At 72.0% G+C, this 12709-nt stretch carries 11 protein-coding genes; 7 read left to right on the top strand and 4 right to left on the bottom strand.

Annotation, left to right across the window (positions count from 1 at the left end; genetic code table 11):
- The first annotated feature begins 46 nt into the window (after window positions 1-46).
- The 5 genes from ACLZN2_RS02075 to ACLZN2_RS02055 all read left to right on the top strand — a co-directional run bounded on the left by ACLZN2_RS02075 (window position 47) and on the right by ACLZN2_RS02055 (window position 7286).
- Complete coding sequence (locus ACLZN2_RS02075) at window positions 47-1162, top strand: ATP-binding protein (RefSeq protein WP_416976569.1); 1116 nt, start codon at window positions 47-49, stop codon at window positions 1160-1162.
- Between the two features lie 149 nt (window positions 1163-1311).
- Window positions 1312-2433, top strand: a complete 1122-nt coding sequence (gene pheS, locus ACLZN2_RS02070) for a phenylalanine--tRNA ligase subunit alpha (protein ID WP_416976568.1) — start codon at window positions 1312-1314, stop codon at window positions 2431-2433.
- Window positions 2433-4955, top strand: a complete 2523-nt coding sequence (gene pheT, locus ACLZN2_RS02065; RefSeq protein ID WP_416976567.1) for a phenylalanine--tRNA ligase subunit beta — start codon at window positions 2433-2435, stop codon at window positions 4953-4955. Before pheS ends, pheT begins: the two co-directional genes overlap by 1 nt.
- A gap of 362 nt (window positions 4956-5317) precedes the next feature.
- Window positions 5318-6658, top strand: coding sequence for a transcriptional regulator (locus tag ACLZN2_RS02060; RefSeq protein WP_416976566.1), 1341 nt, complete (start codon window positions 5318-5320; stop codon window positions 6656-6658).
- 79 nt (window positions 6659-6737) lie between these two features.
- Entirely contained in the window at window positions 6738-7286 is a 549-nt protein-coding gene (locus ACLZN2_RS02055) for an NUDIX hydrolase (protein ID WP_416976565.1), read from the top strand.
- On the opposite strand, the gene ACLZN2_RS02050 is transcribed toward ACLZN2_RS02055, so the two are convergent.
- On the bottom strand, window positions 7283-7540 hold the full coding sequence (locus ACLZN2_RS02050; RefSeq protein ID WP_416976564.1) for a hypothetical protein: 258 nt from the start codon (window positions 7538-7540) through the stop codon (window positions 7283-7285). The genes ACLZN2_RS02055 and ACLZN2_RS02050 overlap by 4 nt on opposite strands.
- Window positions 7541-7722: 182 nt before the next feature.
- The gene (locus ACLZN2_RS02045; RefSeq protein WP_416976631.1) at window positions 7723-8580 is read right to left on the bottom strand and encodes a 3-hydroxybutyryl-CoA dehydrogenase; all 858 of its coding nucleotides are present in this window, start codon (window positions 8578-8580) and stop codon (window positions 7723-7725) included.
- 186 nt (window positions 8581-8766) lie between these two features.
- Here ACLZN2_RS02045 and ACLZN2_RS02040 point away from each other — a divergent pair, with 186 nt between their 5' ends.
- Entirely contained in the window at window positions 8767-10011 is a 1245-nt protein-coding gene (locus ACLZN2_RS02040) for a glycoside hydrolase family 10 protein (RefSeq protein WP_416976563.1), read from the top strand.
- 1 nt (window position 10012) lies between these two features.
- On the opposite strand, the gene ACLZN2_RS02035 is transcribed toward ACLZN2_RS02040, so the two are convergent.
- Window positions 10013-10216, bottom strand: a complete 204-nt coding sequence (locus ACLZN2_RS02035) for a DUF1918 domain-containing protein (protein ID WP_416976562.1) — start codon at window positions 10214-10216, stop codon at window positions 10013-10015.
- 102 nt (window positions 10217-10318) lie between these two features.
- Window positions 10319-11233 (bottom strand): DMT family transporter, encoded by a 915-nt coding sequence (locus ACLZN2_RS02030; RefSeq protein ID WP_416976561.1) that lies wholly within the window; start codon window positions 11231-11233, stop codon window positions 10319-10321.
- Here ACLZN2_RS02030 and ACLZN2_RS02025 point away from each other — a divergent pair.
- Entirely contained in the window at window positions 11232-12683 is a 1452-nt protein-coding gene (locus ACLZN2_RS02025) for a PLP-dependent aminotransferase family protein (RefSeq protein ID WP_416976560.1), read from the top strand. The two genes, ACLZN2_RS02030 and ACLZN2_RS02025, sit on opposite strands and share 2 nt — an antisense overlap.
- Window positions 12684-12709 lie beyond the last annotated feature (26 nt).

Raw genomic sequence — 12709 nt, 5'->3', positions numbered from 1 at the left:
GAGCTCGGGGGGCCTCCTCTGGGAGGACGGGAGGTGAGGTACGGGGATGAGTGTCGGCACGAGCAGCGCACCGGAAGCGGTCCAGCCTGCCGGTGACCTGGCCGAACTCGGCATCGACCCCGACGACCTGCCCGACGGGCTCGTCGTCGCCGACGAGCACGGGCGGGTGATCTGCTTCAACGCCGCCGCCGCCCGGATCACCTCGCTACCGGCGCGGGAAGCCCTCGGGCAGCGGCTGGAGAAGGCCCTGCCGTTAGAGGACCTCGAAGGCCGCCGCTGGTGGCAGCTCACGAACCCCTACGGCGGGCTCGCCATCCGGGTCGGGCAGCCCGAGCGGAATCTGCTGCTGCCCGGCGGCCGCGAGGTGCTCGTCACCGTGCGGTACGTCCGCACCGAACCGACCGGACCCGTCCGCCGGGTCGTCGTCTCCGTCCGCGACACCGAGGCCCGCCGCCGCACCGAGCGCAGCCACGCCGAGCTGATCGCCACCGTCGCCCACGAACTGCGCTCCCCGCTCACCTCCGTCAAGGGCTTCACCGCCACCCTGCTCGCCAAATGGGCCCGGTTCACCGACGACCAGAAGCGGCTGATGCTGGAGACCGTCGATGCGGATGCCGACCGGGTGACGCGGCTCATCGCCGAGCTGCTCGACATCTCGCGGATCGACTCCGGGCGGCTGGAGGTGCGGCGCCAGCCCGTCGACATAGGCGCGGCCGTGGGACGGCACATCCAGGCCTACGTCGCCGCCGGGCAGCCCGCCGACCGGTTCCTGCTCCGCCTCGAGCAGCCGCTGCCCGCTCTGTGGGCCGACCCCGACAAGGTCGACCAGGTGCTCAGCAACCTGATCGAAAATGCGGTGCGCCACGGCGAGGGAACCGTCACGATTGACGTCACGCCCGCCGCGTCCCCCCGGGAAGGGGAGGACACCGGCACGTCGGTCACCGTGAGCGACGAGGGTGCCGGCATCCCGGAGGAGTCCATGAACCGCGTCTTCACCCGCTTCTGGCGGGGCAGCAAGCGCGGCGGCACGGGCCTCGGGCTGTACATCGTCAAGGGCATCGTCGAAGCCCACGGCGGCACCATCACAGTCGGCCGCGCCCTCGGCGGCGGCGCCGAGTTTCGATTTACGTTGCCTGTGGGCGCCCCGGCGTATCTCGCCTGACGGCCCGCGGGCTCTTCGTATACCTCAACCCCGTTAGACTCGGCCTTTGGCACCTTTGTGTCCCGAAAACCAAGACGCACTGGCCAAGAGCACTGTCCATGAGCCGGTGACGGGGACCATCCGCCAGCTAATCGGAAGCACGGGAAGAGATGTCGGCACCCAATAAGTCGTACGACCCTGTCGAGGTCGAGGCGTTGAAACCGGAAGAGATCGAGCGCATGCGGGACGAGGCGCTCGCCGCCTTCGCCGCAGCGGACTCCCTCGACGCGCTCCAGGAGGCCAAGGTCGCCCACACCGGCGGCACCTCTCCGCTGGCCCTCGCCAACCGCGAGATCGGCGCGCTGCCCCCGCATGCCAAGGCGGCCGCCGGCAAGCTGGTCGGCCAGGCCCGGGGCGCGGTGAACAAGGCGCTCTCCGGCCGCCAGGAGGAGCTGGAGGCCGAGCGTGACGCCCGGGTGCTGGTCGAGGAGGCGGTGGACGTCACCCTGCCGTACGACCGGGTCCCGGCCGGCGCCCGCCACCCGCTCACCACGCTCTCCGAGCGCATCGAGGACATCTTCGTGGCCATGGGCTACGAGGTCGCCGAGGGCCCGCAGGTCGAGGCCGAGTGGTTCAACTTCGACGCCCTCAACATCGGCCCCGACCACCCGGCCCGCGGCGAGGCCGACACCTTCTTCGTGCAGGGCCCGGACGGCGGCACCGAGTCCGGTGTCGTGCTGCGCACCCACACCTCGCCCGTGCAGATCCGCTCCATGCTCAGCCGCGAGCTGCCGGTCTACGTGATCTGCCCCGGCGTCGTCTACCGCACCGACGAGCTGGACGCCACGCACACCCCGGTGTTCCGCCAGGTCGAGCTGCTCGCCGTGGACGAGGGCCTGACCATGGCCGACCTCAAGGGCACCATGGACCACATGGTCCAGTCGTTGTTCGGCGAGGGGATCAAGACCCGGCTGCGGCCCAACTTCTTCCCGTTCACCGAGCCGTCCGCCGAGATGGACATGGTGTGCTACGTCTGCCGCGGCGAGTCCGTCGGCAACCCCGACCGCCCCTGCCGCACCTGCTCCTCCGAGGGCTGGATCGAGCTCGGCGGCTGCGGCATGGTCAACCCCAAGGTGCTCACCGCCTGCGGCGTCGACCCCGAGAAGTACAGCGGCTTCGCGTTCGGCTTCGGCATCGAACGGCTGCTGATGTTCCGCCACAACGTCGAAGACATGCGAGACATGGTCGAGGGTGACACCCGGTTCACCCGACCCTTCGGGATGGAGATCTGATGCGGGTCCCGCTTTCCTGGCTGCGGGAGTACGTCGACCTCCCCGCCACCGAGACCGGCCGTGACGTGCAGGCCAAGCTGGTGTCCGCCGGCCTCGAGGTCGAGACGGTCGAGCAGCTCGGCGCCGACCTCAAGGGCCCCCTCGTGGTGGGCCAGGTGCTGACCATCGAGGAGCTGGAGGGCTTCAAGAAGCCGATCCGCTTCTGCACGGTCGACGTCGGCACGGCCAACGGCACCGGCGAGCCGCAGGAGATCGTCTGCGGCGCCCGCAACTTCGCCGTCGGCGACAAGGTCGTCGTGGTCCTCCCGGGCGCCGTCCTGCCCGGCGGCTTCGCGATCGCCGCCCGCAAGACGTACGGCAAGACCTCGCACGGCATGATCTGCTCCAGCGACGAGCTGGGCATGGGCGACGACGGCACCAAGGGCATCATCGTGCTGCCGCCGGAGACCGAGGTCGGCAAGGACGCCATCGAGCTGCTCGAGCTGGTCGACGAGGTCCTGGACATCGCCGTCACCGCCAACCGCGGCGACTGCCTGTCCATCCGCGGTGTCGCCCGCGAGGCCGCCATCGCCTACGGTCTGCCCCTGCGCGACCCCGCCCTGCTCGACGTACCGGCGCCGAACGCCTTCGGCTACCCGGTGCAGGTCTCCGAGCCGCTCGCCTGCGACCGCTTCACCGCCCGCACCGTCACCGGACTGAGCCCCGAGGCGCGCTCCCCGATCTGGCTGAAGCGCCGGCTGCAGAAGGTCGGCATGCGCCCGATCTCCCTCGCCGTCGACATCACCAACTACGTGATGATGGAGCTCGGCCAGCCGCTGCACGCCTACGACCGCTCGCTGGTCCAGGGCACCATCGGCGTCCGCCGGGCGGGAGAGGGCGAGGAGATCGTCACCCTCGACGGCGTCACCCGCAAGCTGCACGCCGAGGACCTGGTCATCACCGACGACCGCGGCCCCATCGGCCTCGCCGGTGTCATGGGCGGCGCCAACACGGAGATCGCCGACCACGATGCCTTCGAGAACGGGGGGAACTCCACAGGCGACGTGGTGATCGAGGCCGCCCACTTCGACGCGGTGTCCATCGCGCGCACGGCCCGCCGCCACAAGCTGTCCTCCGAGGCCTCCCGCCGCTTCGAGCGGGGCGTCGACCCGGCCGCCGCCGCGGCGGCGGCCCAGCGCACGGTCGACCTGCTGGTGCTGCTCGCGGGCGGTACGGCCGACGCGGGCGTCACGGAGATCACCACCCCGTCCGGCCCGCACACCATCACCGTCCCGGCGAACCACCCCGACAAGGTCGCGGGTGTCTTCTACGGGCGGGAGACCGTCGTCCGCCGCCTCCAGGAGATCGGCTGCGACGTCTACGGGCAGGACGAGCTGATCGTCACCGTCCCGTCCTGGCGGCCCGACCTCGCCGAGATCAACGACCTGGCGGAGGAGGTCATCCGCCTGGAGGGCTACGAGAACCTGCCCTCCACGCTGCCCAAGCCCCCGTCGGGCCGCGGTCTCACCCACCGCCAGCGCCTGCACCGCCGCGTCGGCCGCGCCCTGGCCGGCGCCGGCTATGTCGAGGCGCCGAACTACCCGTTCATCGGCGAAGGCGTCTTCGACCAGCTCGGCCTGGACCCCGACGACCCGGACCGCCGCGTCGTCAGGCTCACCAACCCGCTCAACGACGAGGAGCCCGCGCTCCGTACGTCGCTGCTGCCGGGCCTGCTGGCCGCGCTCCGGCGCAACGACGGCCGGGGCAGCCACGACCTGGCCCTCTTCGAAACCGGACTGGTCTTCCACCCGCGTGAGGGCGCCGGTGTCGCCGGTCACCTGCCGGTCGACCGCCGTCCGTCGGACGAGGAGATCGCGGCGATCGACGCCGTCCTGCCCGAGCAGCCGCGCCATGTCGCCGTCGTCCTCGCGGGCGCCCGCGAGCAGGCCGGCTGGTGGGGCAAGGGCCGCCCGGCCGACTGGGCCGACGCCGTCGAGGCGGGGCGCGCGGTCGCGCGGGAGGCCGGTGCCGACCTGATCGTGCGGAGGGGCCAGTACGGGCCGTGGCACCCCGGGCGCTGCGCCGAGTTCGCGGTCGTCGTCGACGGTGCGGAGCGGGTCGTCGGTCACGCGGGGGAGCTGCACCCCCGGGTGCTGAAGGCGCTGGGTCTGCCCGCGCGCAGCTGCGCGATGGAGCTGAACCTCGACGTCCTGGAGGCGGTCGGCGACGACACCCCGCAGGCGCCGAGCATCTCCACGTTCCCCGTGGCCACGCAGGACGTCGCCCTCGTCGTCGACAAGTTCGTCCCGCACGCCGAGGTCGAGGCCGCGCTGCGTGAGGGCGCGGGTGAACTGCTGGAGGGGATCCGGCTGTTCGACGTGTACGTCAACGACGAGCAGCTCGGTGACGGGAAGAAGTCGCTGGCCTACGCGTTGCGCTTCCGCGCGGGGGACCGGACGCTGACGGTCGACGAGGCTTCGGCCGCTCGGGATGCGGCGGTTGCCCTCGCGGGGGAGCGGACGGGAGCGGTCCTGCGGGGCTGATGTCGTTCGCCGGGTGCGGGTGGACTGCGGCTGGTCGCGCAGTTCCCCGCGCCCCTCGGTGGGCTGCACTCAAGCGCTTTCAGGGGCGCGGGGCTGTGACATCAGCGGCTCCGCCGCGCGGGCGCGAACAACCACGACGCACCCGCACCCGACAAGGCACCCTCATCACGGCGCACCGCCGGGCCGTCGCGTATGTGAGGGGGAGCCGACGGCCCGGCGAACCTCTTTCGAGGCGTTTCAGTCAACCGGGCGGAAACTCTGCGCGACAGCGCGCACACGGTGCGGATGCGCGCACTCTCTTCACACCCCGTGTGAAGACGCACCCACTAACCTGGGCGCACCGAGGCACCGGGGGGCACCCAATGCAGCCCAACACTCTGCTCGACGCGATCCTGGACGAGGCGGGCATCTCGCACGCGGGCCTCGCCGCCCACGTCAACCAGGCAGGACGAGCACGCGGACTGGCCCTGCGCTACGAGCACACGGCGGTCGCCCGGTGGCTGAAGGGACAGCGGCCGCGCGGCCAGGTGCCCGACCTGATCTGCGAGGTCCTCGCGGGGCGTCTGCACCGGCCGGTCACCCTCGACGACATCGGCCTCGGCGTACCGGGCGAGCCGTCCGCCCCGCACGGCACCTCCCTCTCCGGCTTCGTCGAGCGGGCCACCGCGCTCTGGCGCTCCGACGAGCAGCAGCGCCCGCACCTCCTCGGCGCGCCCGCCGTGACCGGGACCCCGGCGGTGATGCCGGTGTGGGAGTGGGAGAACCCACCCGAGGACGTCGACGTATCCCGGGGCGGCCGGCACCGCGTGACCTCCGCCGACCTCGAGATGCTGCGCGCCGCCCGCACCCACTACGAGCAGATGTACCGCAAGGCGGGCGGCATCGCGACCCGCAGCCGTATCGTCGGCTTCCTCAACGCCGAGGCCGCGCCCCTGCTGCGAGGCAGCTACACCGACGAGACGGGGCGTCAACTGCACCGTGCGACGGGCGGGTTGGTGGCGGTCGCCGGGATCTGCGCGTACGACTCCGATGCGCACGGCCTCGCCCAGCGCTACTTCCACCAGGCACTCAGGCTCGCAAAGGCCAGCGGAGACCGGGGACTTGGCGCGTACGTCATCGCGCTCCTCGTCAACCAGTCGCTGTTCATGCGGGAGTACCGGCAGGCCGTGGCCTTCGCGGAGGCCGCGCTGCGGGCCGCCGGCAAGCACATCACGCCCGCTCTCTCCTCCGACCTGTACGCGATGCAGGCCAAGGCGTACGCCCACCTCGGCGACGGCACGAGCGCGCTGTCGTGCATCCGGCGGGCGGAGACGGCCGCCGAACGCATCCGGCGCGGGGTCGAACCCGACGAGACCGGCTATGTCCAGCCCGGTCTGGTCAACGTCCAGGTGGCGGAGGCGCTGCTCAGCCTCGGTGAGATCGCCGCGGCCGCCGAGCACGCCCATGCCGCCGTGGGCACGCCCGCGCACGACCGGGGCCGGGTGCACCGGCTCGCCATGCTCAGCACGATCGAACTGCGCCAGGGCCACGCCGACAAGGCCGTGGTCACCGCCGTCGAGATGGCCGAACAGGCCAGGGGGATGGAGTCCCAGCGGCTGCGCGACAGACTCCGGGCGGTACGCGAACATCTGGTGCGCAGCGGCTGCGCCGGCACGTCCGACGCGGCCGAACTCATCGACGGAGCACTGCGCGTACCGCTGTAGACCTCAGCTTCCGACCTCTGGGGCGGTCCACAGTCCCTGCTGCGATATTGCCACTCACCCGACGGAAGGTGGCAGAACCGTGCAGTGGACGAAGCAGAACGAACGAACTGTGTATGAAAACCGCTGGTTCAGCGTCAACCTGGCCGATGTGGAGCTGCCGGACGGCCGGCACCTGGACCACTTCCTGATACGGCTGCGGCCCGTCGCCGTGGCCACGGTGGTCAACGAGGCGAACGAGGTCCTGCTGCTGTGGCGCCACCGCTTCATCACCGACAGCTGGGGCTGGGAACTCGCGGCGGGGGTCGTCGAGGACGGCGAGGACATCGCCCGCGCGGCCGCCAGGGAACTCGAGGAGGAGACCGGCTGGCGGCCGGGGCCCCTGCACCACCTCATGAGCGTGGAACCGTCCAACGGTCTCACCGACGCCGTCCACCACATCTACTGGTCGGACCGGGGCGAGTACGTGGGACACCCCGTGGACGACTTCGAGTCGGACCGCCGGGAGTGGGTCCCCCTGAAGGTCGTACCCGACCTGGTCGCCCGGGGGGAGGTCCCGGCCGCCAACATGGCGGCCGCGTTAATGCTCCTGCACCATCTGAGGCTGACGGGAGACCAGGACAGGCCCTAGCGGGCCAGCGCCTGCCACAGCGTCACGACGAGCGCGCCCAGCGCCGCGAGCACCGCGAGGGAGGGCAGCGGCCAGCGTGCGTGTTCCAGCGTGGCCATGCGGGTGTTCAGGTCGTCGAGCTCCTTGGCGGTCTCCTCGGCGCGATGAGTGATCAGTGCCAGCCCGCCCTCGACGCGGGCGTACGCCACGTCGAGCCGGCGACGTAACTCTGCGAGTTCTCCATGGACGACGGGATGCTCGGGATCGGCGGTCACGTGTCCGCTCCTTTCCGTAGTCGTCTCACATCCCTGCATGTGCATGGTGAGTCAACTCGCCTGGTGGGCCGGTGGGGAGCGTGTGCGCGCGGCATATGCGGGCCCGGCCCGCACACGGTGTGTGAAACGGACGGGCCCGGCACTCCGCGGAGCGCCGGGCCCGTACCGAACACGGTGGGTCATCAGTAGGTGTAGAACCCCGAGCCGGTCTTACGGCCCAGCCGGCCCGCGTCCACCATCCGCGCCAGCAGCGGGGGAGCGGCGTACAGCGGCTCCTTGTACTCGTCGTACATCGACTGCGCGACCGAGGCGACCGTGTCCAGGCCGATCAGGTCGGACAGCTTCAGCGGGCCCATCGGGTGGGCGCAGCCCATCTCCATGCCGTTGTCGATGTCCTCGCGGCTGGCGATGCCCGTCTCGAACATCCGGATCGCGGACAGCAGATACGGGATCAGCAGCGCGTTGACGACGAAGCCGGAGCGGTCCTGGGCGCGGATCGCGTGCTTGCCCAGCACCTTCTCGGCGAACAGCTGCGCCCGGCTCAGCGTCCCCTCGGAGGTGGTCAGCGCCGGGATCAGCTCGACCAGCTTCTGCACGGGGGCCGGGTTGAAGAAGTGGATGCCGACGACCTGGTCGGGCCGCGAGGTGGCGACCGCCAGCTTCACCAGCGGGATGGAGGAGGTGTTGGAGGCCAGGATCGCGTCCGGGCGGGTTACCACCTGGTCGAGGACCTGGAAGATCTCGGTCTTGACCTGCTCGTTCTCCACGACGGCCTCGATGACGAGGTCGCGGTCGGCGAACTCGCCGAGGTCCGTGGTGAAGCTCAGGCGCGCCTGCGTCCCGTCCCGCTCCGCCTCGGTGATCTTGCCGCGTTCGGCGGCCTTGGCCAGGGAGCCGAACAGCCGGGTCCGGCCGAACTCCAGGGCCTCGCCGGTCGTCTCGGCGACCTTGACGTCGAGTCCGGCGCGGGCGCAGACCTCGGCGATGCCCGCTCCCATCTGGCCGCAGCCCACGACTCCGACGCGTTCGATGTCCGTCACATCGTCCCCTTCGCTGACGCTCACGCTGACTCTGCCCGTGACAGGTCTGCCGGGTCCCGGTCGGCCTGCTCCGATCGTGCACGTTACTAGCAAGTATCGATGATCGATCACCGGGGTCGGTGCATGCTGTGCGCGGAGACGATCCGTGACCGAGCGGATCCATGGCGTGACACAGGGATGGGTGCGATGGGGCGACTGACCCGGAGGACGTTCGCGCTTGCGGCGCTGACGGCGTTCACCACGACGGGAGCGGCGGGCTCGGCGGCCCCCGCTCCCGCACAGGGCGGAGCGGGGGAAGGCCGGGCGACGGCCGAGATGCGGGGGGTGTGGCTGGCGACGGTCGCGAACCGCGACTGGCCGTCCAAACCGGGGCTGACCGCCGCCCAGCAGCGCAAGGAGCTGATCGACTGGCTGGACCTGGCGGTGCGAGGCCGGCTCAACGCGGTGGTGTTCCAGGTGCGGCCCACGGCCGACGCGCTGTGGCCGTCCACGTTCGAGCCCTGGTCCCAGGTCCTCACCGGCACCCAGGGCAGGTCCCCGGGCTGGGATCCGCTGGGCACCGCCGTCGCCGAGGCCCACGCCCGCGGCCTCGAACTGCACGCCTGGTTCAACCCGTACCGGGTCGCCACCCACGCCGACCGCTCCAGACTGGTCACCTCCCACCCCGTGCGCCAGCACCCGGACTGGGCGGTGGAGTACGGCGGCAGGCTCTACTACAACCCGGGCCTGCCGGAGGTCCGCGACTTCGTCCAGGACGCGATGCTGGACGCGGTGAAGCGGTACCCCGTCGACGCGGTGCACTTCGACGACTACTTCTATCCCTACCCCGTCGCGGGCCAGAGCTTCGACGACGACGAGGCGTACGACGCCCACGGCGGCGCCTTCGCCACCCGGGCCGCCTGGCGGCGGGACAACGTCAACCGGCTGGTGCGGGAGATGGCCGCCCGGATCAAGGCCGTACGCCCGGGCACCCGGTTCGGCATCAGCCCGTTCGGGGTGTGGCGCAACGCCTCCACCGACTCACGCGGCTCGGACACGCGGGCGTTCCAGTCGTACGACGAGATCTACGCGGACAGCCGCACGTGGGTGAAGGAGGGCTGGATCGACTACGTCGTCCCGCAGCTGTACTGGGAGATCGGCAACTCCGCCGCCGACTACGCCAAGCTCGTGGCCTGGTGGGCGGACGTGGCCAAGGGCAGCCGCACCCGGCTCTACCTCGGTGAGGGCCTGTACAAGGCGGGTGCCTCGGGGCAGCCCGCCGCCTGGGCGGCCAAGGCCGAACTGAGCAGGCATCTCACACTGGCGAAGAAATACCCGCAGGCGCGCGGGCATGTCTTCTTCGCCGCCAAGGACGTCCGGACGGACCGGATCGGGGCGATGGCGCGGGTGGTCGCCGACCACTACGGGCAGCCGGCGAAGCCCCCGCGCTGATCTATCGCTGTTCCTCGGTCCTGGTGCGGTGGCGGATCTCGGTGTCCGGGCCGGGTGAGCACAGGCCCACATGCCCGTCGGTGAAGCGGACGCGGAACGGCGGGTTGCCGTCCTGGCCCAGTACTTCGACGATCTCGCCGACCTTGTCGTGTTGGCCGACCACCCTGCCGTGCTGGACAAACTGGTCGCCCGCGGTTGCACGCATCTGCGGGGCCTCCTCGCCGTGTGGAAGAGAGCAGTGGTCCGTGGTGTCGATTCTAGGGTCTGCCTCCCGGCTCGTGCCCGGGAGTCGCGGGCCCTGGCATCTCTAGCCGCGCGCCCGCTGGGTGACGGCGATGCAGACCAGCACCGCCGCCGCGGTCAGCGGAGCGGCGGGCGTGAGGTCCTCGCCCAGCAGCAGCACCGACCACACCAGTGTGAGCAGCGGCTGCGCCAACTGCAACTGGCTGGCCTTGGGGATGCCGATCGCCGCCATGCCCCGGTACCAGACGACCAGGCCGAGGAACTGCGAACCCGCCGCCACCCACAGCAGCCCGGTCACGCTGTGCGCGGTCAGCCCGACCGGCTCGTACGTCAGCGCGAGGGCGGCGGCGGGCAGACTGAGCGGCAGGCACAGCACCAGCGCCCAGCCGATCACCTGCCAGCCCGGCATCACCCGGGCCAGCCGGCCGCCTTCCGTGTAGCCGGCCGCGCACACCAGCAGCGCCCCGAACAGATAGAGATCGGCGCTGGTCAGAGCCCCGCCGCTCTGCTGCACGGTGAACGCCGCCACCGCGGCGGCCCCCGCCAGCGCCGCCGCCCAGAAGGTGCGCGAGGGCCGGGTGCCCATGCGCAGGGCGGACAGCAGTGCGGTGGTCAGCGGCAGCAGCCCGACCACGACGGCGGCATGGGCGGTGGTGGAGGTCCGCAGCGCGAGGGTGGTCAGCAGCGGGAAACCGACGACGACCCCGCCGGCCACGATCGCGAGTCCCGCCCAGTGCCGTCGGGCGGGCACCGCGACACGGAGCACCAGCAGACAGCCACCCGCGATCAGCGCCGCCAGCACACTGCGGACGGCCACCATCGACCAGGGGCCGAAGCCCTCCAGGCCCCAGGCCGTGGCGGGGAAGGTGAGGGAGAAGGCCACGACCCCGAGGGCGGCCTGCAGGGTGCCGGGGCCACGGGCGGGCGAGGCGCTGACCGCTATCGCGGAGGGTGCGATAGCGCTACTCTGTGTCTTCATGCAAGAGCGTAGCAGTGTGAGTGACCTGGCGAATCAGCTGCGAAGGGAGCTGGATCGCTACTCTCCCGATGGAAAGCTCCCATCGAGCCGGGCGCTGGTCGAACGGTTCCGGGTGAGCCCGGTGACCGTCTCGCGGGCGCTGGCACAACTGGCCGCCGAGGGACTGGTGGTGACCCGGCCCGGGGCGGGTGCGTTCCGGGCGGGACCGCGCCCCGCGGCCGCGCCGGCGGGGGACACCTCCTGGCAGGAGGTCGCCCTCAGCGCGGACGGCGCCGCCGACCTCGTCCCGCGCTCGGTCGACGCCACCGGCGTCACCGTCTCCCTGGCCGCCCCGCCGCCCGGCGTCGTCGAGTTCAACGGCGGCTATCTGCACCCCTCGCTCCAGCCCGAGCGCGCGATGTCCGAGGCCCTGGCCCGCGCCGGACGCCGGCCAGGCGCCTGGGGACGCCCGCCCATGGAGGGCCTGCCCGAGCTGCGCGAGTGGTTCGCCCGCACCATCGGCGGAAGCGTCGGCGCGGCCGAGGTGCTCGTGAGCGCCGGCGGCCAGGCGGCGCTCACCACCGCCCTGCGCGCCCTCGCCCCGCCCGGCGCCCCGGTGCTCGTCGAGTCGCCGACCTACCCCGGCATGCTCGCGATCGCCCGCGCGGCGGGCCTGCGCCCGGTCCCCGTCCCGGTCGACGCGGACGGAGTGAAGCCGGACCTGCTCGCCGACGCCTTCCGGGCCACCGGCGCCCGGGTGTTCGTCTGCCAGCCACTGTTCCAGAACCCGACCGGCGCCGTCCTCGCCCCCGACCGGCGCGGCGAGGTGCTGCGCATCGCCCGGCAGGCGGGCGCCTTCGTCGTCGAGGACGACTTCGTACGGCGGCTCGCGCACGAGGACGCGGGTCCGCTGCCACGCCCGCTCGCCGCCGACGACCCCGACGGAGTCGTCGTCCACGTCGGCTCGCTCACCAAGGCCACCTCGCCCAGCTTCCGGGTGTGCGCCCTCGCCGCGCGCGGACCGGCGCTGGAACGGCTGCGCGCGATCCAGGTCGTCGACACCTTCTTCGTGCCCCGCCCGCTCCAGGAGGCGGCCCTGGAACTCGTCGGCTCGCCCGCCTGGCCGCGGCATCTGCGGACCGTCGCCGCCGAACTGAGGGCCAGGAGGGACGCGATGGCCTCGGCACTCCGGCTGCACCTGCCCGAACTCGCCCTCCCGCACATCCCGTCCGGCGGCTACCACCTGTGGCTCAGACTCCCCGAGGGCGCGGACGACACCGCGTTCACGGCCGCCGCCCTGCGCGCCGGTGTCGCCCTCACCCCCGGCCGTCCGTACTTCAGCGCCGAACCCCCGGCCGCCCACGTCCGGCTGAGCTTCGCGGCGGTCGCGGGCACGGAGGAGATCGCGGAAGGGGTACGACGGCTGCGTACCGCCTGCGACGAGGTGCTGCCCGCAAACCGTTCGACATGACGAGCCGCCCGCTGTGAGGATCCGGC

The organism is Streptomyces sp. T028, from assembly GCF_048159505.1.
In the GTDB taxonomy this organism is placed as follows: domain Bacteria; phylum Actinomycetota; class Actinomycetes; order Streptomycetales; family Streptomycetaceae; genus Streptomyces.
Note: the sequence above shows the minus strand (reverse complement) of the source record. Positions and strands in the feature narration are given on the sequence as shown.

Bases quoted from the DNA above. Each gene is read 5' to 3' on its own strand.
- ACLZN2_RS02075 (WP_416976569.1), top strand. From the start codon at position 47: ATGAGTGTCGGCACGAGCAGCGCACCGGAAGCGGTCCAGCCTGCCGGT.
- ACLZN2_RS02060 (WP_416976566.1), top strand. From the start codon at position 5,318: ATGCAGCCCAACACTCTGCTCGACGCGATCCTGGACGAGGCGGGCATC.
- ACLZN2_RS02025 (WP_416976560.1), top strand. From the start codon at position 11,232: ATGCAAGAGCGTAGCAGTGTGAGTGACCTGGCGAATCAGCTGCGAAGG.
- pheT (WP_416976567.1), top strand. From the start codon at position 2,433: ATGCGGGTCCCGCTTTCCTGGCTGCGGGAGTACGTCGACCTCCCCGCC.
- ACLZN2_RS02035 (WP_416976562.1), bottom strand. From the start codon at position 10,216: ATGCGTGCAACCGCGGGCGACCAGTTTGTCCAGCACGGCAGGGTGGTC.
- pheS (WP_416976568.1), top strand. From the start codon at position 1,312: ATGTCGGCACCCAATAAGTCGTACGACCCTGTCGAGGTCGAGGCGTTG.
- ACLZN2_RS02030 (WP_416976561.1), bottom strand. From the start codon at position 11,233: ATGAAGACACAGAGTAGCGCTATCGCACCCTCCGCGATAGCGGTCAGC.
- ACLZN2_RS02040 (WP_416976563.1), top strand. From the start codon at position 8,767: ATGGGGCGACTGACCCGGAGGACGTTCGCGCTTGCGGCGCTGACGGCG.